Raw genomic sequence first — 20,698 nt, forward strand, 5'->3', positions numbered from 1 at the left:
TTCGATCGATGTGAAATATTTGACTTCGTCAAATATGAAATATTCGCCGACGGCGAATGTGTAAATTACTGTTTGCTTTACAAACGAAAACAGCTTCCAGATGGATTCTGGAAGCTGTTTTATATGGTTTTTGATTAATCACGACCGAAGAGGTCGCGAGTGTAAACCTTATCTTTTACATCATCGAGGCAATGATCATATCTGTTGGCGATGATGGCCTGGGACTTACGCTTGAAGTGCCTGAGATCATTGACGACCTTACTGCCGAAGAAGGTGGTGCCATCCTCGAGGGTGGGCTCGTATATAATTACGGTAGCACCCTTCGCTTTAATGCGTTTCATAATACCCTGGATGGAGGACTGGCGGAAGTTATCGGAATTGGCCTTCATGGTGAGACGGAAGACGCCGACAACCACCTTATGTTCCTTGGCAGCGGACCAGGAATCATTGGCTTCATAAGCACCGGCGATTTCCAGGACGCGGTCCGCAATATAGTCCTTGCGGGTACGGTTGCTTTCCACGATGGCGGACATCATGTTCTGGGGAACGTCGTTGAAGTTGGCCAGAAGCTGCTTGGTATCCTTGGGCAGGCAATAGCCGCCGTAGCCGAAAGACGGGTTATTGTAGTGGGTACCGATACGCGGATCCAGGCAGACGCCGCGGATAATATCCCGGGTGTTCAGGCCCTTGGTCTCGGCGTAGGTATCCAGCTCGTTGAAGTAGGAAACACGGAGTGCCAGGTAAGTGTTGGCAAAGAGCTTAACGGCTTCAGCTTCGGTAAGACCCATCAGGAGAACCTCGGTTTCAGGCTTAAAGGAAGCACTGAGAAGTGTGTTTGCAAAGAGCTGGGCCTTTTCCCGGGTAGCATCATCGCAGCCGACGATAATACGGCTGGGATAGAGGTTGTCATAGAGGGCCCTGGATTCCCGAAGGAATTCCGGAGAGAAGAGGATATTGGAAACTCCGAACTTCTTCCGGACGGAAGCTACGTAGCCGACGGGGATGGTACTCTTGATCACCATCATGGCATCGGGAGCGTTCTTCAGGACGGTTTCGATAACAGATTCCACAGCAGATGTATCGAAGAAGTTCTTCTTAGGATCGTAGTTGGTGGGAGCAGCGATGACCACGAAGTCAGCCCCCTTACAGGCAGCAGCACCGTCCAGGGTGGCGGTCAGATCCAGGGTTTCTTCCTTCATGAATTTCTCAATGTATTCATCCTGGATCGGGCTGATCCGTTTGTTAACCATTTCCACCTTCTCCGGGATGACGTCCACCAGGGTAACGTGATGGAAGCGGGAAAGGAGGACAGCCATGGACAGGCCGACATAACCGGCACCATAGACAGTGACATTCAGCCTGGTGGCAGGCGCAGTAACGGGATCCATAACGTCAATGAAGGCGACGGAAGGATCGAAGGACAGAGCATTGGCCAGACGGACCATCTGATCCGGAGCAGGAATATAGTCCTGCTTCTCAAGACGGGAAAGCAGGGAACGATTGATACCGGTCTGTGCTGCGAGATCCTGCTGGGTAATATGCAGGGCTTTGCGTTGAGCCAGAACGGTTTCAGCAAGCTTTTCGAGTGAGAAGGATTTCATCCGTGCACCTCCATAATGTATTAATGAACAACAAGAAAATACTTTATAGGTTGACAAATGTCAACTAATAATTTCATAATGTTGCTAACAGCAACAAAGAAGAAATAATATAAGAAATACTTTCGGGAAAATTGTACATATGATAGAATACAAGCAAATGGGAGCTAAGACTACAAGTCAATGAATACTGATGACTCTGCGATCGCCGTAAACCATCTATACATCACCTACGGCTCGTATATATGGACGGCTGTAGCATGGGAAGCATTAGTCACGCTGAAGCGTGGATGCTTCCTCAAAAACTTAAAAATGATTTAGTTACTTAAGCCAGTATCTGGAAGGTAAGGACAGATCACATATAGAAGATTATTGATGGAATAGAGAAAAGACGTATTTAAAAACGAAGAGGGATAAAGGAGATTTATATGGCGGCGGATTGGGTCATCGTTGTTGATGACGACAGAAATGACCAGAGATTGGCATGCGAAATGCTGCGCAGGGCCGGAATCCAGACATCAGCGATGAGATCCGGCGCGGCTGCCCTGGACTATATCCGCAAAGGCGGAATGCCGGACCTGATCCTGCTGGATGTGAATATGCCGGGGACGGACGGTTTTGAAACGCTGCGACTGCTGCGGGAACAGATGGATCCGGAGAACGAGATTCCTGTTGTGCTGATGACCGGCGAAGAAGAGCAGGAAGTCCGCGGGCTGGAAGAGGGGGCAATGGATATCATCCGGAAGCCCCTGGAAGGCGACGTGGTCATAAGCCGGGTCTGTAAAGCGCTGGATATCAGCAGACGGATGAAGCGGTTTGCCCGGACGGCTGAAATAGACCAGATGACAGACCTGCTGAACAAGAGCGCAACAGAATCACGGATGGAACGGCTGTGCGATGAAGAGGAAGGCCTGCTGTGCGTGCTGGATCTGGACAACTTCAAAGCAGTGAATGACACCTACGGCCACGACGTGGGCGACCAGGTGCTGATGATGTTTGCGCGGATCCTGAAGGTGAGCCTGCGGCGGGACGACGAATGCGGGCGAATCGGCGGGGACGAGTTTGTTGTGTTCCTGAAGAATATGCAGGACACTGCCGACCTGGATCGGTTTACCGGGCGGATTAATAAAGGATATGAGCTGGGCGCAAAGCCGATCCTGGGCGACAAGATGAAGATCACCATCGGCGTCAGCGTGGGTGCGGTGACAGTGCCGCAGTGCGGAAGGGATTACTCAGAGCTGTTCCGGATGGCTGACCAGGCGCTGTATGAAGTAAAGCAGAACGGCAAGCACGGCGCACGGCTGTATGTGGCACCGGCAAAGAACCGGGCAAAAGCGAAGGAAGAGATGAACCTGGAGGGCGTGACAAGGATGCTGCAGGAAAGAGCAGCGATTCCGGGTGCCCTGTGGACAGGCAAAGATATCTTCGGCAGTATTTACCAATATATGATGCGCTATATGAACCGGTACCGGAACAGCGCGTTCAGGGTGCTGCTGACACTGCAACCTGCAACAGATACAAGCGATACGGAAAGAAGAAAGCTGCGGGAAGAATTCCGGCAGAGGATTCGCGGTGCACTGCGGGGCAGTGACGTGATGATGGGGTGCACGGACAACCAGGTGTTCCTGCTGCTGCCGGGTATCAAGGAGCAGGACATTGAAAGGGTTATCGGAAGACTGCTGAAAAGATGGAAAGAAGCAGAAAACAATGATCACGCAACGATAAGTGTTGAATATGGAGAGATTGATGTGGGGAGGAAAACTTACAGGAGAGAATAAATGAGGTAGGAAGTAGGAAGTAGGAAGTAGGAAGTAATTATCTTTTGCTTCGCAAAAGAATGATATGTTGCTTCGCAACATGATATATTTGCTTAATGCAAATATGATAGATTCGACTGACGTCGAATATGATATTTTTGCTTCGCAAAAGTGATTATAGTGTTAACCGCCAGTTGTTGAGAGTAAAGGAAAAGCTTCCAGATGATGTTATCTGGAAGCTTTTATGTGCTGAATGATTATAAACAATTAGAGCTTAGAGAGCATGTGCCGGTTGCACCTGTTGTAGAAGAAGAGGCAGAGAACAAGGGCAAAGAGTTCAGCGATCGGGAAACACCACCAGACGGCCTTGACGTCGCCAGTGAGGCGGGCAATGAGCCAGGCGACAGGCAGGAGGATGAGCAGCTGACGGCAGATCGAGATGATCATGCTGTAGCTGCCGCGGCCAACGGCCTGGAATACGGTGGAGAGGATGATGCCCACAGCGGCCAGCAGGAAGCTGGAGGAGATGATCCGCATGGCGACCATACCGATGTCGGTCATCTGGGCAGTGATCTCCGCCTCGGCTTCGGACTCAAAGATAGACATGAGCTGGCCGGGGAAAACCATGAAGACGAAGGTGCCGACGAGCATGATGACGCAGGCCCAGATCAGGGCAACCTTGATGCAGCTGTAAACCCGTTCTTTGATCTTCGCACCGTAGTTGTAAGCGATGATGGCGATGATACCATTGGACAGGCCGAAGACAGGCATGAAGATGAAGGACTGGAGCTTGAAGTAGACGGACATGACGTTCAGGGCGGCGTTGCTCTGGGCAAAGCCGGAGAGAATGGCGTTCATGCCGATATTCATGACGGAACCGATGGAAGCCATAACCGTGCTGGGCAAACCGACGGAAACAATGCCGGACAGGTCGTGACGGTTGATGATGGCATCCTTACGCATGAGGCGCAGTTCCGGATTCTTCTTCTGATTCAGAGTAAAGCCGATGATGGCGGAAACGAACTGACCGATAACCGTGGCAACAGCTGCGCCGGAAACGCCCATGCGGGGGCAGCCGAGCAGACCGAAGATCATGATGGGATCCAGGATGATGTTGGTCACGGCACCGCAGAGCTGGGTGACCATGGAAAGCACGGAGTTACCGGTGGCCTGGAGCATACGTTCAAAGTAGATGGCCACGAACAGGCCGGTGCTGGCCGCAGTAACGATGGTCAGGTAAGAGGTACCCATGGAGAAGATGCTTTCCTTGTTGGCCAGGTTGTCGGAAACGACAAGCCCCATGGTCTGGCCGGCCAGGAAGAGACCGAAGAGGATGAAGAGCACACTGCCCAGCACCTCGATGAGCAGACCGTTCCAGGCGCCGCGACGGGCACCCTCCGGATTACGCTCACCCAGACGGCGGGAAAGCAGGCTGTTGATACCAGTGCCCATACCGGTGGACAGGGCAATCATCAGCATCTGGAAAGGCATGGCCAGGGAAACAGCAGTCAGGCCATTGGGGTCAAAACGGGAAACGAAGATGCTGTCGACGATGTTGTACAGTGCCTGGATCAGCATGGAGAACATGATCGGAATTGATACTTTGGGGACCAGCTTGGTCATCGGCATGGTGCCAAGCAATTTGGAGCGATCTTGCTGCATGAGGGACTTTCATTCCTTCCTACTTCTTACTTACTACTACTTATTCTTTTAACGGGTTGTATTATACATATAAGAAGGAAAAAGACAAGAGGGTGTATAGAAGTAGGAAGTAATTGTCTTTTGCGAAGGCCGTATTCTTCGCAAAAGAATGATATGTTGCTTCGCAACATGATATATTCGCTTCATGCGAATATGATAGGTTCGACTGTGTCGAACATGATATTTTTGGCTTCGCCAAAAGTGTTTAGATACTTTGCCGCCAAATCAATAAGCAATATGGAAAAGTAACACTTCAGAGTGATGAATTTTTCTCATATAAATAGATAAAGATACGTTTCACATTTTGGTTGGTTGTGGTATATTACAAGCAGAAAAATTTAGGGGAGAAAAAGCATTATGATACAGGCTGTGAAGGGCAGAAATGTAAAGATACTGCCTGGATTATTTCAGCGCAGGATGAAGCTGAATGAGGACTACCTGATGGAGCTGGATCCGGGATGCCTGCTCCAGAATTTCTATATTGAAGCAGGAATCATTCCGCCGGGAGGACAGATTATCCCTGATCCGGCCAATGCCAGGATGCACTGGGGATGGGAGGCGCCGAGCTGCCAGCTGCGGGGACACTTCCTCGGGCACTGGCTGAGTGCGGCCGCGACGCTGTGCGATGGGGGAAACAAGCCGGAACTGAAAACCCGGATTGACTTCATCGTGGATGAACTGGCGAAGTGCCAGAAGCTGAACGGCGGTGAATGGGTCGGCAGCATTCCGGAGAAGTACTTCGCGTTTATGAAACCCGGTAATTATATCTGGTCTCCGCAGTACACGATGCACAAGACCATCATGGGCCTGAAGGACGTATACGAGCGGCTGGGCAACGAGAAAGCGATCCAGATCCTGGACAAGCTGGCGGACTGGTATGTACGCTGGGTGAAGGAAAATGAGGAAGAGGATCCGGAAGTTGTTTTCCGCGGAGAACAGGCCGGCATGCTGGAAGTATGGGCGGACCTGTACGCGCTGACGCAGAAAGAAAAGTATCTTTACCTGATCAAGGCTTATGAAGGAAACGCACTGTTTGAGCGTCTGGACAAAGGCGGAGACGCGCTGAGCGATGATCACGCCAACGCCTCCATTCCGCTGGCACACGGTGCGGCACGGATGGCCGAGATCACCGGAGATGAAAAGTGGATCAAGCGGCTGGAAGCCTTCTGGAAGACAGCAGTAACAGAACGTGGTATGTTTGCCACGACCGGAAGCAACGCCGGTGAATTCTGGATTCCGCCCCACAGCCATGGACGGTATATGGGAAATGAGGATCAGGAATTCTGCACGGTGTATAACATGGTGCGGGCTGCGGAATACCTGTATCGAAGGACACTGAAAAAGGAATACGCCGACTATATTGAGCGGGCAATCTATAACGGTTTCCTGGCACAGCAGAACAAGGATACCGGCATGCCGACCTACTTCCTGCCGATGCTGCCGGGCAGCAAGAAGAGATGGGGAAGCAAGACCAGGGACTTCTGGTGCTGCTTCGGCACGATGGTGCAGGCCCAGACAATTTATCCGGAACTGGTATGGTACACTGACGGCAAGGACGTGACCGTGAGCCAGTACTTCCCGAGTGAAGCAGAGATGGATCTGGAGTACGGGAAGGTTCAGGTGCGCCAGGCTGTACATATGAAGAATTATGACAACCAGGTGCTGTTTGATGAGCACAGCGGCGGACGGGTGTCCCGGTGGAGCATCCGGTTCACGGTGAAGAGCGAAGGCAAAGGTGAATGGGCTCTGCGGCTGCGGGTACCGGCATGGATTGCCGGGGAACCGGTGGTCAGTGTGAACGGAAAAGAGATCAAGGCAGAGATTGAAGAAGGGTATATCGTGCTGGCACGTAATTGGGGAGAAGAAGAGGTCGTGGATGTGTTCTTCCCGAGTGAAGTCCGGTTTGAGAAGCTGGATGGAGCAGAAGAACTGGTGTGCTTCGTTGACGGCCCGGTAGTGCTTGCTGGACTTACAGATACAGATAAAGGAATTAAAGGCAAGCCGGAAGAAATATTATTACCGGAGCAGAGCCATACATATGGAGCGTTCGTTTGGACGCAGAATGTGTATCTGACCAGAAAACAGAAGGAGAACTTCAGGCTGGTGCCGTTGTATGAGGTGACCAACGAAGCGTACACAGTGTACTTTACATCTGAAAGTTAAATGAAATATTTCAAAACAACGTTGTTGCTTTGAAATATGAAATAAATCAGCTATGCTGATTTGTGAAATGTTGCCTTCGGCAACGTGAAATATTCGGCATCCGTCGAATGTGAAAGTTACTGTTGCTTCGCAACGGGACGTTCGCGAAAGCGAACGTGGATGATTTTGTAGGGGGCTGGATTTTTATGTTATTCATAGGTATTTGCGGAGCGAGCGGAAGCGGAAAGAGTACGCTGGCGGATGCGCTGAGGGAAAAGCTTGGTGAAGACAGGTGCCAGGTGCTTCAGCAGGATGCGTATTACCGGGATCACTCCTACCTGACGTTTGAGCAGCGTGTGAAGCTGAACTACGACGAGCCCGGGATCTTTGACCATGATCTGCTGCTGGAGGATATTCAGCAGCTGCTGAACGGCGGCGGAATCACCCGGAAGGGATACAACTTCGCAGAGCATCGCCGGGACGATAAGCCGGACGAGATTATCCTGCCCAAGGACGTACTGATCCTGGAAGGTATCCACTGCTTCTACGATAAGCGACTGACAGAGATGATGTTCCTGAAGCTGTACATGCAGGTTGAAGCGGATATCTGCCTGCTGCGGAGAATTGAGCGGGATATCATTGAAAGAGGAAGAGACATCCAGGGCATCGGAGAGCAGTACCTGAACAGCGTAAAGCCGATGTTTGATAAGCATATCCGGAATTATGTCCATGACGCGGACGTGATTGTGGCACACGGAGGAAAGAACGCGAGGATAGTGGACATACTGGCGGGATATGTGCAGGATGAACTGGGGAAAAGATAAATTGCTTCGCAAATGATATGTTTGACTTCGTCAAACATGATATATCGGCTTAATGCCGATATGATAGATAAGGCGGTGACACTGATGTGTCACCGCCTTATATGATATATTCTGCTGTCGCAGAATGTGATTATAGTGTTTTGGCCAATGTGCGGTGTTTTGAGCGATGAGTAAGTATTGTTACTGTATTCTGGAAGGGAGAGGAGATCCTTCGACTACGCCTATGGCTGTGCTCAGACATACTGGCGGGGTACGTGCAGGACGAACTGGGGAAAAGATAAATTGCTTCGCAAATGATATGTTTGACTTCGTCAAACATGATATATCGGCTTAATGCCGATATGATAGATAAGGCGGTGTCACTGATGTGTCACCGCCTTATATGATATATTCTGCTGTCGCAGAATGTGATTATAGTGTTTTGGCCAATGCGCGGTGTTTTGAGCGATGAGTAAGTATTGTTACTGTGTTCTGGAAGGGAGAGGAGATCCTTCGACTACGCCTATGGCTCCGCTCAGGATGACAGTAGAATGTAATGGGTAGATCATGCTTACTGACTGTTGAAGTTGAGAGAGATTCTTCGACGCGCTCACAAGTTCGCTTGCTAAAAATGACAGTTGAGCGAATGGGAAAAGATTCAGGAGGAGAAAGAAAAATCTTTAGAGTAAGAGGAAGATAAAAGGGCAATATTCAGCAAAAATGAGGACGAATTTATCGGGTTTTGTTTTGTGTATGTACTGTTTGTTCAAAAATATATGAAAATATACCGGAAAAAACAAGGGCCAAAACGTTGAAAATATTGCTTTTTTGGTAAATTTATAAAAATTTTGTTACAAGGCAGGAAATAGGGGAGAAGAATAGAATATGTGAAATTGGGTTACATTGGGATAAATATTCCAACAACCCGCAAATGCATTAAGGAGGTGCCTTATGGCAGCTGTGGATCTTACCAAATACGGGATCACCGGTGCAACGGAGATCATTCATAACCCTTCTTACGACTTCCTGTTCGAAGAAGAAAACAAGCCGGAACTGACTGGCTATGACAAGGGCCAGAAGACCGAGCTGGGCGCGATGAACGTCATGACCGGTATCTACACCGGACGGAGCCCCAAGGACAAGTACATCGTGATGGACGAAAACAGCAAGGATACTGTTTGGTGGACCACCGATGGCTATAAGAACGATAACCATCCTCTGAGCGAGGAAAACTGGGCGATTCTGAAGAAGCTGGCCCAGAAGCAGCTGAGCGGCAAGCGCCTGTTCGTCATGGACGCCTTCTGCGGCGCCAACAAGGACACCCGCATGGCTATCCGCTTCATCATGGAAGTGGCCTGGCAGGCTCACTTCGTGAAGAACATGTTCATCCAGCCCACCGAAGAAGAACTGGCCAGCTTTGAGCCCGACTTTGTCGTGTACGCTGCTTCCAAGGCCAAGGTGGATGACTACAAGGCCATGGGCCTGAACAGCGAAACCGCTGTTGCCTTCAATATCACCAGCCGTGAGCAGGTTATCCTGAACACCTGGTACGGCGGCGAAATGAAGAAGGGTATGTTCTCCATGATGAACTACTACCTGCCGCTGAAGGGCATTGCCGCTATGCACTGCTCCGCCAACACCGACATGGAAGGCAAGAACACTGCCATCTTCTTCGGTCTGAGCGGCACCGGCAAGACCACCCTGTCCACCGACCCCAAGCGTCTGCTGATCGGCGATGACGAACACGGCTGGGACGACAACGGCGTGTTCAACTTCGAAGGCGGCTGCTACGCCAAGGTCATCAACCTGGACAAGGACAGCGAGCCCGACATCTACAACGCCATCCGTCGCGACGCCCTGCTGGAGAACGTCACTGTTGACGAAAACGGCAAGATCGACTTCGCTGACAAGAGCGTGACCGAGAACACCCGCGTGAGCTATCCGATCGAGCACATCGAGAAGATCGTTAAGAACGTGAACCCCGTGTCCGCCGGCCCCGATGCCAAGAACGTTATCTTCCTGAGCGCTGACGCCTTCGGCGTGCTGCCGCCCGTGAGCATCCTGACCCCCGAACAGACCAAGTACTACTTCCTGAGCGGCTTCACCGCCAAGCTGGCTGGTACCGAGCGCGGCATCACCGAGCCCACCCCCACCTTCTCCGCCTGCTTCGGCCAGGCCTTCCTCGAACTGCATCCCACCAAGTATGCTGAGGAACTGGTTAAGAAGATGGAAAAGAGCGGCGCCAAGGCCTACCTGGTCAACACCGGCTGGAACGGCACCGGCAAGCGTATCTCCATCAAGGATACCCGCGGCATCATCGACGCGATCCTGAACGGCGATATCCTGAACGCGCCCACCAAGAAGATTCCTTACTTCAACTTCGAAGTGCCCACCGAACTGAACGGTGTTGACACCGGCATTCTGGATCCCCGCGACACTTACGCGGATGCTTCCGAGTGGGAGAAGAAGGCCCAGGATCTGGCTGGCCGGTTCATCAAGAACTTCGCCAAGTACGAGAGCAACGAAGCCGGTAAGGCGCTCGTGGCAGCTGGTCCTCAGCTGTAAGCGACATCCTTCGGATGACGCGATGAAATATCCGATTTCATCGGATGTGAAATATTGAACGGCTTAGCCGTTCAATGTGAAATATCAGTCTTCGACTGATGTGAAATATTCGGCTGACGCCGAATGTGACAGTTACTCTTCAGGCCTACAGCCAAACGGGTAACAGTACATCTGCTTATGACTGATACGTGATTGTAGGTTTTTTCGGAACGGCGGGGAACCGCCGTTCCGAAATACTGCATAAAGGTCTTACTAATCTTAATCGGATCGGAGCGTATGGTTCATGAAGAAAGTACAATTCACCGAAACCGTCCTGCGGGACGCAAACCAGTCCCTGATGGCCACCCGGCTGCCCTATGCCGACTTTGAGGAAATCCTGCCCGTCATGGACAAGGCCGGATACTACTCTGTTGAGTGCTGGGGCGGCGCCACGTTCGACAGCTGCCTGCGGTATCTGAACGAAGATCCCTTTGAGCGGCTGCGCAACATCCGCAAGAACATGCCCAACACCCGCCTGCAGATGCTGTTGCGCGGCCAGAACCTGCTGGGCTACAAACACTACCATGATGACGTGGTGGAGAAGTTCGTTGAGCTGAGCATCAAGAACGGTATCGATGTGATCCGTATCTTCGACGCCCTGAACGACTTCCGCAACCTGGGCACCGCCCTGGACGCTGTGAAGAAGTACGCCACGCCCCGGACCGTAGCCTCCGGCTGCATCAGCTACACCCAGAGCCCCGTGCACACCGTCGAAAAGTACGTTGAAATGTGCAAGGATCTGGTCAAGATGGGCTTCGATACCCTGTGCCTGAAGGACATGGCCGGTACCATGAGCCCCTACGAAGCTGAACACCTGATCAAGGGCATCAAGGATGCCGTTGGCGATGTGCCGGTTATCCTGCACACCCACTGCACCACCGGTATGGCTTACATGACCCTGACCAAGGCCATCGAGAGCGGCGTTGACGTTATCGACACCGCTACGAGCTGCTTCTCAAACGGTACGAGCCAGGCCGCGACTGAGACCATGTTCTACGCCGCGCAGCAGTACGGCATCGAAACCGGACTGGATGAGAAGGTCATCAACAAAGTCAACGACTTCTTCAAGCCCGTGAAGCAGAAGTATGTTGACAACGGCACCATCAATCCCAAGAGCATGGCGACCGACAGCCAGGCGCTGGTGTACAAGGTACCCGGCGGCATGCTGAGCAACATGATCGCTAACCTCAAGGATATGAACGCCATGGATAAGTTCGACGAAGCGCTGCTGGAGATCCCGGCCGTCCGCAAGGACCTGGGCTATCCTCCGCTGGTAACCCCCCTGAGCCAGATGGTCGGCAACCAGGCCGTGACCAACGTGCTGGTGGGCGAGCGCTACAAGAACATCTCCAATGAAGTGAAGAACTACTTCAAGGGTGAATACGGCATCGCGCCGGCTCCCGTGAACGAAGAGCTGCAGGCCAAGATCCTGGGCGAGGGCGGACAGCCCATCGACTGCCGGATCGAGGACAGCAAGCGCACCGGTGAGGACTTCGAGAATGCCAAGAAGGCCCTGGGCGACCTGGCCGAGAGCGAAGAAGACCTCATGAGCTGGATCTGCTTCCCGAAGCAGGCTGAGGATTACCTCAAGTTCCGGAAGGAAAACCGCGAAAAGAAAGTTCAGTACACCATCGAAGAGGCGTAAGGAGGAAGTAGAAAATGACAAGTCGTTTGACACTTGGCATTGGCAGCAATCTTCTTGATGCCATCCTCGGTTATGCCGTGGTCTTCATCGGACTGACCCTGCTGATGACCGTTATCGTGATCGTCGGCAAGATCTTTACCGCCAAGAAGGCTGCCCCTGCCGAAGAAAAAGCCGCTCCCGCGGCTGCGGCTCCTGCCGCTCCCAAGAAGCTGGCTCCCGGCAGCGCCGGCGATGTGAAGCTGTATGACACCGATCCGCGTGACGCGGCGATGATCATGGCTATCGTGGCGAACAAGCTGGACAAACCCCTGAATGAGCTCCGGTTCAGATCCATCAAGGAGGTTAAGTAAGATGAAGTATAAAGTAACCCTGAAGGGCAAGACCTATGAAGTAGAAGTGGATCAGGGCGAGGCCATGATCCTGGACGAATATGAAGCGTATGCGCCGGCTCCCGCCGCCGCTCCCGCTCCTGTTGCTGCCCCCGCTGCCGCTCCGGCTGCTGCTCCTGCAGCTCCCGCCGTTGCCGCTGTTGCCGGTGAGCAGGTCAACTCTCCCATGCCCGGCACCATCGTGAAGATGAACGTGAAGGCCGGCCAGGCCGTGAAGAGCGGTGAAGTCCTGGCTGTGCTGGAAGCCATGAAGATGGAGAACGAGATCATGGCGCCCCATGACGCGACTGTTGTGCAGGTGCTGACTGACGTCGGAACGAAGGTCGATACCGGTACTCCGATCATCGTTCTGGGATAAGGGAGGAAACTGAAAGATGTTAGAATCCCTCGGAAAACTGGTTACTGAATCCGGCTTTGCCGGTTTCTTCAGCAACCCGGACGGATGGCGCAACCTGGTGATGATCGCCATCGCGTGCGTGCTGCTGTACCTGGGTATCAAAAAGCAGTATGAGCCCCTGCTGATGGTCGGTATCGCTGTCGGCTGCCTGCTGGCGAACGTGAGCTCCGTGTTCATGACCGCTGACGGATCCCTGCCGGACGCCCTGTATCATCAGAGTCTGTGGGACGCTTTCCTGGATCACACCAGCCCTTACTATCACAGCTACGGCCATATCATGGCCCACGGCGGTCTGATCGATATCCTGTATATCGGCGTTAAGGCTGGTATTTACCCCTGCATGATCTTCATTGGTATCGGCGCCATGACCGACTTCGGTCCGCTGATCTCCAACCCGAAGAGCCTGCTGCTGGGTGCTGCCGCTCAGTTCGGCGTGTTCTTCGCCTTCTTCGGCGCGAACCTGCTGGGATTCGATGCGCAGCAGTCCGCTTCCATCGGTATCATCGGCGGCGCTGATGGCCCCACCGCCATCCTGACCACCACCAAGCTGGCTCCTGAACTGCTGGGACCGATCGCCGTGGCTGCTTACAGCTACATGGCCCTGATCCCGATGATTCAGCCGCCCATCATGCGCGCCCTGACCACTGAGAAAGAGCGCTCCGTGAAGATGACCCAGCTGCGTGAAGTCAGCAAGACCGAGAAGATCCTGTTCCCGATCATCGTGACGATCTTCATCGTTCTGCTGCTGCCCTCCACCGCTCCGCTGATCGGCTGCCTGATGTTTGGTAACCTGCTGAAGGAAACCGGCGTCACCGAGCGTCTGAGCGATGTGGCCCAGAACGCCCTGATGAACATTGTTACCCTGTTCCTGGGCATCAGCGTGGGTGCCACCATGGTTGGTTCCCGCTTCCTGACGCTGGACACCATCAAGATCGTTGTACTGGGCCTGATCGCCTTCTCCTTCAGCACCATCGGCGGCCTGCTGGTAGGCAAGCTGATGTACAAGCTGAGCGGCGGAAAGATCAACCCGCTGATCGGTTCTGCCGGCGTTTCCGCTGTGCCTATGGCGGCTCGTGTTTCCCAGCGTGAAGGTCAGAAGGCCAATCCTTCCAACTTCCTGCTGATGCACGCAATGGGCCCGAACGTGGCAGGTGTTATCGGATCCGCTATTGCGGCGGGATTCCTCATCAGCATGTTCGGTTAATAAACTGCATAAGCAACAAGCGACGAACGTTGAAAAACGTTCGCCGCTTGTTTGTTGCTTGCAGTTTATACGAGCATGCTTATGAGAATGAAATATTTGAAAGCGACTACGTTGCTTTCAAATGTGAAATATTGGCCGTGCCGGCCAATGTGAAATAAAGCCGCTAAGCGGCTTTGTGAAATATTCGTCCAGAGGACGAATGTGATATATACTTTTTTCTTTTCTGTGAAAGGTTAAGGATGATTTTAATGTTTCTCTAATTGTTTGTCCCTTATTTTCAAAGGAAGCGTGGATATAATGATACATGTAAACGCTGAGTTTACGAAATGCGAAAGAGATAAATTATTGGAGGATGAAAACAATGAAGAAACTGTGCAAGAGCAACAAGAATAGAAAAATCTGCGGCGTGTGCGGCGGTATCGCTGAATACCTGAATGCTGATCCTACCCTGATCCGCCTGGCGTTCGTCGTGATTTCCATGGCTGCCGGAACCGGCCTGCTGGCTTACATCGCTGCTGCACTGATTATGCCCGAGGCCAATGAAGTAGAAGACTGAGAAGTCTTCGACTTCCAATGAAATATCGATCTTCGATCGATGTGAAATATTGGCCGATACGGCCAATGTGAAATGTCTGCCAAAGGCAGACGTGAAATATCCCGCGAAAGCGGGATGTGACAGATGCTTCAGAGCATAATAAAACCACCGGGTTCAGAATGAAGCCGGTGGTTTTTGGAAGAAACAGATTAAAGATCTTCTGCGAGAGAGGAGGCCATGACTGCTTTGATGGTGTGCATACGGTTCTCGGCTTCATCGAATACGATGGAAGCGGGAGACTCAAAGACTTCGTCGGTGACTTCCATGCAGTCAATGCCGAACTTCTCGAAGATGGAACGGCCGATAGAGGTTTTAAGATCGTGGAAGGACGGTAAGCAGTGCATGAACACACACTGTGAACCGGCTTTGCCCATGACAGCGGACGTGACGCGGTAGGGAAGCAGATCGCGGATACGTTCTTCCCAGACGCTGTCCGGCTCACCCATGGAGACCCAGACGTCAGTATAGATGACGTGGGCACCGGCGACAGCCTTATCGACGTCGTCCTCAAACTCCAGGACAGCGCCGGTTTCAGCGGCGATCTTCCTGCAGGTATCAATGAGGGCGGAATTGGGCCAGTACTTTTCCGGCGCGCAGGCGACGAAGTGCATGCCCATCTTGGCACAGCCCACCATAAGGGAATTGCCCATGTTGTAGCGTGCATCGCCCATATAGACGAGCTTGATGCTCTTCAGATCTCCGAAGTGCTCCTTGACCGTCAGGAAGTCGGCCAGGATCTGGGTGGGATGGAACTCATTGGTGAGGCCATTCCAGACCGGAACGCCGGAATACTTCGCCAGGTCTTCCACGATATTCTGACCGTAACCACGGTATTCAATGCCGTCATACATGCGGCCCAGAACACGGGCGGTATCGGCAATACTTTCTTTTTTGCCGATCTGGCTTCCGGAAGGATCCAGATAGGTGCAGTTCATTCCCAGATCATAGGCGGCAACCTCAAAAGAGCAACGGGTACGGGTGCTGGTCTTTTCAAAGATCAGGGCAACGTTTTTCCCGGCACAGCAGGCATGCGGAATGCCTGCTTTCTTTTTGGCCTTGAGGTCAGCAGCAAGATCCAGGAGAGAAGAGATCTGATCGGGAGTAAAATCAAGAAGCTTCAGGAAGCTATTACCTTTGAAAGGATTCACAAATATCACCTCAAGAAAAAGATAGAACTAGTATAAGGGAATTAGTTGAGGGAAACAAGTGAAATTCAGAATTCAGAATTAAGAATTCAGAATTAAAACAAAGACAGAGTTGAAAATGAAATATCGATCTTCGATCGATGTGAAATATTGGCCGTTTTCCGCATCCTCAATGGTCGTAACTCCCCACTGGGGAGCTTACTCCCTTTCGGATGACCTCACCTCTGACGAGATTTCCGCCACTGGCGGTCCTCAGAGGTTCGCCCAATGTGAAATGTTTGACTTCGTCAAACGTGAAATATTCGTCCTCAGACGAATGTGTAAGTTGCTTTTACGGCTGCGGCCGGGGAGATCCTTCGACGCGCCTTTGGCTTGCTCAGGATGACATACTGAGAGTTGTAAGTGTATATATTGAACAATAATATTGTTATTTAAAGATGCAAGCACAAAATTAGTTCTTTACAAGCACAAAATAATTGTGCTATAATGCTAACAGCAAAAAGAAAAGGGGAGAAATGTATGGCCAGGAGCGATTCAAACGGAATGACCAATAACGCCGGGATCGCATACGGTGAGCTGATCCGCCGTCAGCGGAAGGCCAAGAAGATGAACCAGGAAGAGCTGGGCGCACTGGTGAAGGTCGGAAAGAACGCCGTTGGCGCCTGGGAAGCCGGGAGAAGCCGTCCGGATGTGGGAAGCGTTCCTGTAATCTGTGAAGCGCTGGATATCTCCCTGGAAGAGTTCTTCGGCTATCCGGACAAGAGCGGAGAAAACATCGTTGAGCTCCATGGTATCAAGCCTGAAGAACGGGCAGGACTGCTGCGGAAGTATTCCTCCCTGAATCAATACAACCGACAGGTGATCCTGCGGCAGATGGACGTGCTGCGGGACATGCAGGAAGATACCAGGGAGCCGCGTAAAGTTATCCGGTTGTTCCGGAACGAGCTGGCCGCATCAGCCGGTCCCGGTGAAACTCTGGAAGCTACCCGGGGTGAAGAAGTGTTCCTGTTTGCTGACAGCATGACAGAGCTGGCAGACGAAATCATCCGGGTCAACGGTAACAGTATGGAGCCCACCTTCGCAAACGGGGACATGGTGCTGGTAAAGCATACCGGAAGCGTCCGGGAAGGCGAGATCGGCGTCTTCATCTGCGGAGATACCGGTTATATTAAGGAATACCAGAAAGACGGGCTGCACAGCCACAATCCGGCATATGCACCGCTTACCTTCAGTGAAAATGAACCGGTACACTGCGTGGGCCGGGTAATCGGAAAAGTGAAAGCAGACGCCTGGGCGGACGATGAGAGCATCCGTGCCTGGGAAGAATATGAGCAGAAAGGAAGATGACCATGCAGAAGCATCCGCCGAGAAATCATGAGAAGAGAATACAGATAATGGAATATATGCTGAACTTCGCGACAGAGCAGGGACGGCAGCCGTCGGTTCGGGAGATCGGAATCGCGGCGGGACTGCAGTCGACTTCCACTACGGCAGGATACCTGAGGAGAATGGTGAATGAGGGACTGCTGGCGAAAAGCGAAAAGGCGAAGAGGAGCTATTTTGTGACGGGGGAAGCAGCAGAGCTGCTGAGAGGAAAAGCAAGCTGAGAGCTTGCTTTTCTTACTTAAAACTTAAGACTTAAGACTTAAAACTTAAGAATGGTGGAGAAAATCGCATCCTAAAGGTGCGATTTTTCTGATTGTTGTTAGGGCTTCGCCCTTAGTAAGGGATATCCGCAACCTCAAAGGTCGTGACTGTTCCGCAATCTCAGTCGACGCAGCAGGTATCGCTAGCGCTTCAACCTGCTGCTTGCTTTGATTGACTCGTTCAGGGCGCTTTTGCTTTCGGCAAATGACCCACTGGGTCACCGCTTCCTTCGCTCCCCACTGGAGAGTTCACTCCCTTTCGGTTGACCTCTCGGGGCTATCGCCCGTTTTCCGCTGAGAAAGAGCCACTGGCTCTTTCTCCAGGCGCTCCAAACCCTCTTAGGTATTTCTGCCACTGGCTGCCCTCAGAGGTTCGCCCTCGATTCACTTCGTTTTCCCCAGGGCTGCCGCCCGTTCTCCACTGAGAAAGAGCCACTGGCTCTTTCTCCGGGCGTTTCGAACCCCGGAATGACAGCCTATGTTTGCACATTATGGAATGCGTTTAACTGGCCGAAATAGAAGAAAATAGGCGGCAAGAGCAGTGACAGAGGGACAGACACTCAGTCACATTTTCTTCGAAAACAGTGACAGAAAATGGACCCGCATCCTCAATCGTCGCATTGCTCTTTTGGAGCAATCGCACTGCTTGTTTCGGATGACTCGTTCGGATCACTTCCTGTTTCACAGGATAGCCCACTGGGCTACCGTTTTCCTCACTCCCCCCAAAGTCACACTCTTACCGCTTTTGCGCAGTGGACACATTACAACAAGGAATCAATTGAATTGATCCCCAAAACAGATACACGATAAGGTGTATCTGTTTTAACATGCATAATTATCAAGACTTCTGCTTGAACTGGTGGCCGCAGCGGACACAGGTGATGTCGCGTTCGCCGGAGCCGCGCTTCATGCGGAGAAGAACTTTGCAGTTGGGGCACTTGAAGTACTTATAGTCCTTGCTGTTCTTCATACGTTTGATGAACTGGCTGGACTTCAGCTTCCAGTTGGAGGTCAGGTCGATGTACTTCCGGTTTTCTTCAATACGCTTAGTGTTGTTACGAGAAAGCATACGGAAGACGGTTGTGACATAGAGAGCAAAACCAGCAAGAGAGAACAGACCGATGCCGGTGAAGCTGCCCAGAAGGGAAGCCACAAGACCGGAAAGAAGGGTGAACATGCCGAGATTGTCGGGGCCATGACGACCGACCATAAAGCGAGCAAGAGATTCTTTGAGGCGCTGGAGAAAGTTCATGGGAAAGATCATCCTTTCATGAATGAAATATCGATCTTCGATCGATGTGAAATGTTGCCTACGGCAACGTGAAATATTGGCCTTTGGCCAATGTGAAATATTCGTCTACCGACGAATGTGAAAGTTACTGATCGTCTTCGACGATGGTTAGCAGAACATTCCATAACGTCCACAACCACCCAAACAGCAGTTGCAGAACATGTTGGCGACGATGCAGGTGAGGCAGGGATTGGAGCAGATGGCGGAACGGAAATCGTAACCGCTGCTGCGTGCCTGGCGATAAGCCTGGCGGCCTGACTCAATGGTGTTCAGCAGAGCCTGGAAATCCGGATCGTTGGGTGCCATACGGACTGCGGCACGGGCATGATCGAGAGCGGAAATCCGGTTGCCAAGCCCCATATCCGCACGAGCATAGAGTGCATGCCAATCGGCGTCATGGGTAGGAACCCGGTTGAGCTGGGTGATCGCGTCGTGATAACGGTTGGCGAGAACGTGATTCTCAGCGGTCTTCAGCTCGGGATTGGAATAGTTCCGCGTACGGTAGCGGGTCTGCTGCTGATAGCCGCCCTGCTGGCCGCCGAAGAAAGCGGAGAAGGGATCAAAGCCGAAACCGAAATCCCCAAAGGGATCACCGCCCTGGCCGCCATTACCACCGTAGCTGCCCTGGCCATAACTGCCCTGGGAGCCGCCATAGCCGCCATAACTGCCGCCGAAGGGATTGTAATAACCAGACGCACCGGAAGAGCCGGAAGAACTATAGGGATTCTGATAAGGATCCTTGCCGGTCTTCTTGATCTGCAGGGCGCGGGTATAGGCCTCATTAACCTCCCGCATCTTCTCTTCCGCGGCTTTGTCGCCGGGATTCAGGTCCGGGTGATACTTCTTGGCCAGCTTCCGGTAGGCGGATTTGATCTCGTCCTCGGTTGCGGAGGAATTCAGACCCAGTACCGCAAATGGATCATTCGGCATGGGCATCCTCCTTTCTTTGTTTCTGTTTCTTTTCGGTGATCAGCGTATAACGCTGCCACACACCGCTGTATATGACATTCCGCAGGAGATCGAGATCCTGCTCCAGGGGGAGAATCTCGAAGCTGTTAGCTGCCTCAGCGATCAGCAGCTCCAGGGTTTCCTTGCAGAAGTCTTCATAATCCGGCCGGTCATGGTAAACGTCCAGGGGATTGAAACGGCGTTTTCTGTGATCCGCGTCGTAATCCTCCCAGGCATCCATCCAGTAGATGAAGCGACCGAGACTGTTGCCAACTGAACGGAGTACCGGCGCCCACATGTCGTCCAGCTTTGGTACGAACACCGCACCGAGCATTTCGCCGGAAAGATTGCAGAGGCGGTCCGGATCCGGGACGGTTTTCTTTTCTTCCTTCCAGAGTTCTGAAAGAGCCTGCTCCACAGCAACGGACTGTGCCGGCCACAGGGTGCGAACTTTCTTCGCAGCCTTGCGGAAGAGGGTCTCACCGGTTTTCCCGACGAGGGAATGATCGTCCATGCGCTGATCCTCACACTTCCAATAGAAGAGGAGGGCATTCATATCAGCCGAGTAATCAATCATGGAAGAAGAACAGAAAGGATGCTTCTTCACAGGATGAATGCCACAGCGGGCAGTGGCCTGGGCAGTTTCCGGCTCATAGAGCGAGGAGAGGAGAAGTGCGAGGAAAGTCATGTCATTACTGAGGGAAAGCCGGCCGGACTGACCGTGACGGCTCTTCAGTGCATGACAGACGCCGCAGTAAACGGAGCGGTAACGCTGCTTCTGCTCATCCGTGAGGACTGATAATACAGGGGCTATATATCCGAACATGATGCGC

The 20,698-nt window shown here is 52.2% G+C and carries 17 protein-coding genes; 11 read left to right on the forward strand and 6 right to left on the reverse strand.

The features are described 5' to 3' along the window. Positions 1-134: 134 nt before the first annotated feature. Entirely contained in the window at positions 135-1,601 is a 1,467-nt protein-coding gene (locus JRC49_15035) for a nucleotide sugar dehydrogenase (protein ID QTE71076.1), read from the reverse strand. A 425-nt stretch (positions 1,602-2,026) separates the two neighbouring features. On the opposite strand from JRC49_15035, the gene JRC49_15040 reads away from it, so the two are divergent. Next, complete coding sequence (locus JRC49_15040; GenBank protein ID QTE71077.1) at positions 2,027-3,376, forward strand: diguanylate cyclase; 1,350 nt, start codon at positions 2,027-2,029, stop codon at positions 3,374-3,376. A 246-nt stretch (positions 3,377-3,622) separates the two neighbouring features. Here the strand turns inward: JRC49_15040 and JRC49_15045 are convergent, their stop codons facing one another. After that, positions 3,623-5,017, reverse strand: coding sequence for an MATE family efflux transporter (locus JRC49_15045; protein ID QTE71078.1), 1,395 nt, complete (start codon positions 5,015-5,017; stop codon positions 3,623-3,625). A gap of 396 nt (positions 5,018-5,413) precedes the next feature. On the opposite strand from JRC49_15045, the gene JRC49_15050 reads away from it, so the two are divergent. The 8 genes from JRC49_15050 (at position 5,414) to JRC49_15085 (ending at position 14,796) form a co-directional block, all read left to right on the forward strand. Continuing rightward, on the forward strand, positions 5,414-7,219 hold the full coding sequence (locus JRC49_15050; protein ID QTE71079.1) for a glycoside hydrolase family 127 protein: 1,806 nt from the start codon (positions 5,414-5,416) through the stop codon (positions 7,217-7,219). Positions 7,220-7,404: 185 nt separating this feature from the next. After that, a complete protein-coding gene (gene udk, locus JRC49_15055; GenBank protein ID QTE71080.1) occupies positions 7,405-8,022 on the forward strand; it encodes a uridine kinase in 618 nt (205 codons plus the stop codon). A gap of 930 nt (positions 8,023-8,952) precedes the next feature. After that, positions 8,953-10,566 (forward strand): phosphoenolpyruvate carboxykinase (ATP), encoded by a 1,614-nt coding sequence (pckA, locus tag JRC49_15060; GenBank protein QTE71081.1) that lies wholly within the window; start codon positions 8,953-8,955, stop codon positions 10,564-10,566. Between the two features lie 283 nt (positions 10,567-10,849). Next, positions 10,850-12,250 (forward strand): pyruvate carboxylase subunit B, encoded by a 1,401-nt coding sequence (locus JRC49_15065; protein ID QTE71082.1) that lies wholly within the window; start codon positions 10,850-10,852, stop codon positions 12,248-12,250. A gap of 14 nt (positions 12,251-12,264) precedes the next feature. Further along, positions 12,265-12,600 carry an OadG family protein gene (locus JRC49_15070; protein QTE71083.1) on the forward strand — a complete coding sequence of 112 codons (336 nt, stop codon included), beginning with the start codon at positions 12,265-12,267 and terminating at the stop codon, positions 12,598-12,600. Position 12,601: 1 nt separating this feature from the next. Next, positions 12,602-12,997, forward strand: coding sequence for a biotin/lipoyl-binding protein (locus JRC49_15075; GenBank protein QTE71084.1), 396 nt, complete (start codon positions 12,602-12,604; stop codon positions 12,995-12,997). 16 nt (positions 12,998-13,013) lie between these two features. Then, positions 13,014-14,240 carry a sodium ion-translocating decarboxylase subunit beta gene (locus JRC49_15080; GenBank protein ID QTE71085.1) on the forward strand — a complete coding sequence of 409 codons (1,227 nt, stop codon included), beginning with the start codon at positions 13,014-13,016 and terminating at the stop codon, positions 14,238-14,240. Positions 14,241-14,601: 361 nt separating this feature from the next. Continuing rightward, positions 14,602-14,796, forward strand: a complete 195-nt coding sequence (locus tag JRC49_15085; GenBank protein ID QTE71086.1) for a PspC domain-containing protein — start codon at positions 14,602-14,604, stop codon at positions 14,794-14,796. Between the two features lie 188 nt (positions 14,797-14,984). Here JRC49_15085 and argF read toward each other — a convergent pair whose 3' ends face one another. After that, entirely contained in the window at positions 14,985-15,983 is a 999-nt protein-coding gene (argF, locus tag JRC49_15090) for an ornithine carbamoyltransferase (GenBank protein ID QTE71087.1), read from the reverse strand. A 516-nt stretch (positions 15,984-16,499) separates the two neighbouring features. On the opposite strand from argF, the gene JRC49_15095 reads away from it, so the two are divergent. Both JRC49_15095 and JRC49_15100 read left to right on the forward strand, forming a co-directional pair. Next, positions 16,500-17,327 carry a helix-turn-helix domain-containing protein gene (locus JRC49_15095; protein QTE71088.1) on the forward strand — a complete coding sequence of 276 codons (828 nt, stop codon included), beginning with the start codon at positions 16,500-16,502 and terminating at the stop codon, positions 17,325-17,327. Beyond that, complete coding sequence (locus JRC49_15100) at positions 17,324-17,587, forward strand: hypothetical protein (GenBank protein QTE71089.1); 264 nt, start codon at positions 17,324-17,326, stop codon at positions 17,585-17,587. Before JRC49_15095 ends, JRC49_15100 begins: the two co-directional genes overlap by 4 nt. An 877-nt stretch (positions 17,588-18,464) precedes the next feature. On the opposite strand, the gene JRC49_15105 is transcribed toward JRC49_15100, so the two are convergent. From JRC49_15105 to JRC49_15115, 3 genes are all read right to left on the reverse strand, one after another. Beyond that, positions 18,465-18,878 carry a hypothetical protein gene (locus JRC49_15105; GenBank protein QTE71090.1) on the reverse strand — a complete coding sequence of 138 codons (414 nt, stop codon included), beginning with the start codon at positions 18,876-18,878 and terminating at the stop codon, positions 18,465-18,467. A 147-nt stretch (positions 18,879-19,025) separates the two neighbouring features. Further along, positions 19,026-19,847, reverse strand: coding sequence for a DnaJ domain-containing protein (locus JRC49_15110; protein ID QTE71091.1), 822 nt, complete (start codon positions 19,845-19,847; stop codon positions 19,026-19,028). After that, entirely contained in the window at positions 19,837-20,691 is an 855-nt protein-coding gene (locus JRC49_15115) for a hypothetical protein (protein QTE71092.1), read from the reverse strand. Before JRC49_15115 ends, JRC49_15110 begins: the two co-directional genes overlap by 11 nt. Positions 20,692-20,698 lie beyond the last annotated feature (7 nt).

It is taken from the genome of Clostridiales bacterium FE2011 (assembly GCA_017569305.1).
GTDB lineage: Bacteria > Bacillota > Clostridia > Christensenellales > Aristaeellaceae > Aristaeella.

Bases quoted from the DNA above. Each gene is read 5' to 3' on its own strand.
- JRC49_15035 (QTE71076.1), bottom strand. From the start codon at position 1,601: ATGAAATCCTTCTCACTCGAAAAGCTTGCTGAAACCGTTCTGGCTCAA.
- JRC49_15040 (QTE71077.1), top strand. From the start codon at position 2,027: ATGGCGGCGGATTGGGTCATCGTTGTTGATGACGACAGAAATGACCAG.
- JRC49_15045 (QTE71078.1), bottom strand. From the start codon at position 5,017: ATGCAGCAAGATCGCTCCAAATTGCTTGGCACCATGCCGATGACCAAG.
- JRC49_15050 (QTE71079.1), top strand. From the start codon at position 5,414: ATGATACAGGCTGTGAAGGGCAGAAATGTAAAGATACTGCCTGGATTA.
- udk (QTE71080.1), top strand. From the start codon at position 7,405: ATGTTATTCATAGGTATTTGCGGAGCGAGCGGAAGCGGAAAGAGTACG.
- pckA (QTE71081.1), top strand. From the start codon at position 8,953: ATGGCAGCTGTGGATCTTACCAAATACGGGATCACCGGTGCAACGGAG.
- JRC49_15065 (QTE71082.1), top strand. From the start codon at position 10,850: ATGAAGAAAGTACAATTCACCGAAACCGTCCTGCGGGACGCAAACCAG.
- JRC49_15070 (QTE71083.1), top strand. From the start codon at position 12,265: ATGACAAGTCGTTTGACACTTGGCATTGGCAGCAATCTTCTTGATGCC.
- JRC49_15075 (QTE71084.1), top strand. From the start codon at position 12,602: ATGAAGTATAAAGTAACCCTGAAGGGCAAGACCTATGAAGTAGAAGTG.
- JRC49_15080 (QTE71085.1), top strand. From the start codon at position 13,014: ATGTTAGAATCCCTCGGAAAACTGGTTACTGAATCCGGCTTTGCCGGT.
- JRC49_15085 (QTE71086.1), top strand. From the start codon at position 14,602: ATGAAGAAACTGTGCAAGAGCAACAAGAATAGAAAAATCTGCGGCGTG.
- JRC49_15095 (QTE71088.1), top strand. From the start codon at position 16,500: ATGGCCAGGAGCGATTCAAACGGAATGACCAATAACGCCGGGATCGCA.
- JRC49_15100 (QTE71089.1), top strand. From the start codon at position 17,324: ATGACCATGCAGAAGCATCCGCCGAGAAATCATGAGAAGAGAATACAG.
- JRC49_15105 (QTE71090.1), bottom strand. From the start codon at position 18,878: ATGAACTTTCTCCAGCGCCTCAAAGAATCTCTTGCTCGCTTTATGGTC.
- JRC49_15110 (QTE71091.1), bottom strand. From the start codon at position 19,847: ATGCCGAATGATCCATTTGCGGTACTGGGTCTGAATTCCTCCGCAACC.
- JRC49_15115 (QTE71092.1), bottom strand. From the start codon at position 20,691: ATGTTCGGATATATAGCCCCTGTATTATCAGTCCTCACGGATGAGCAG.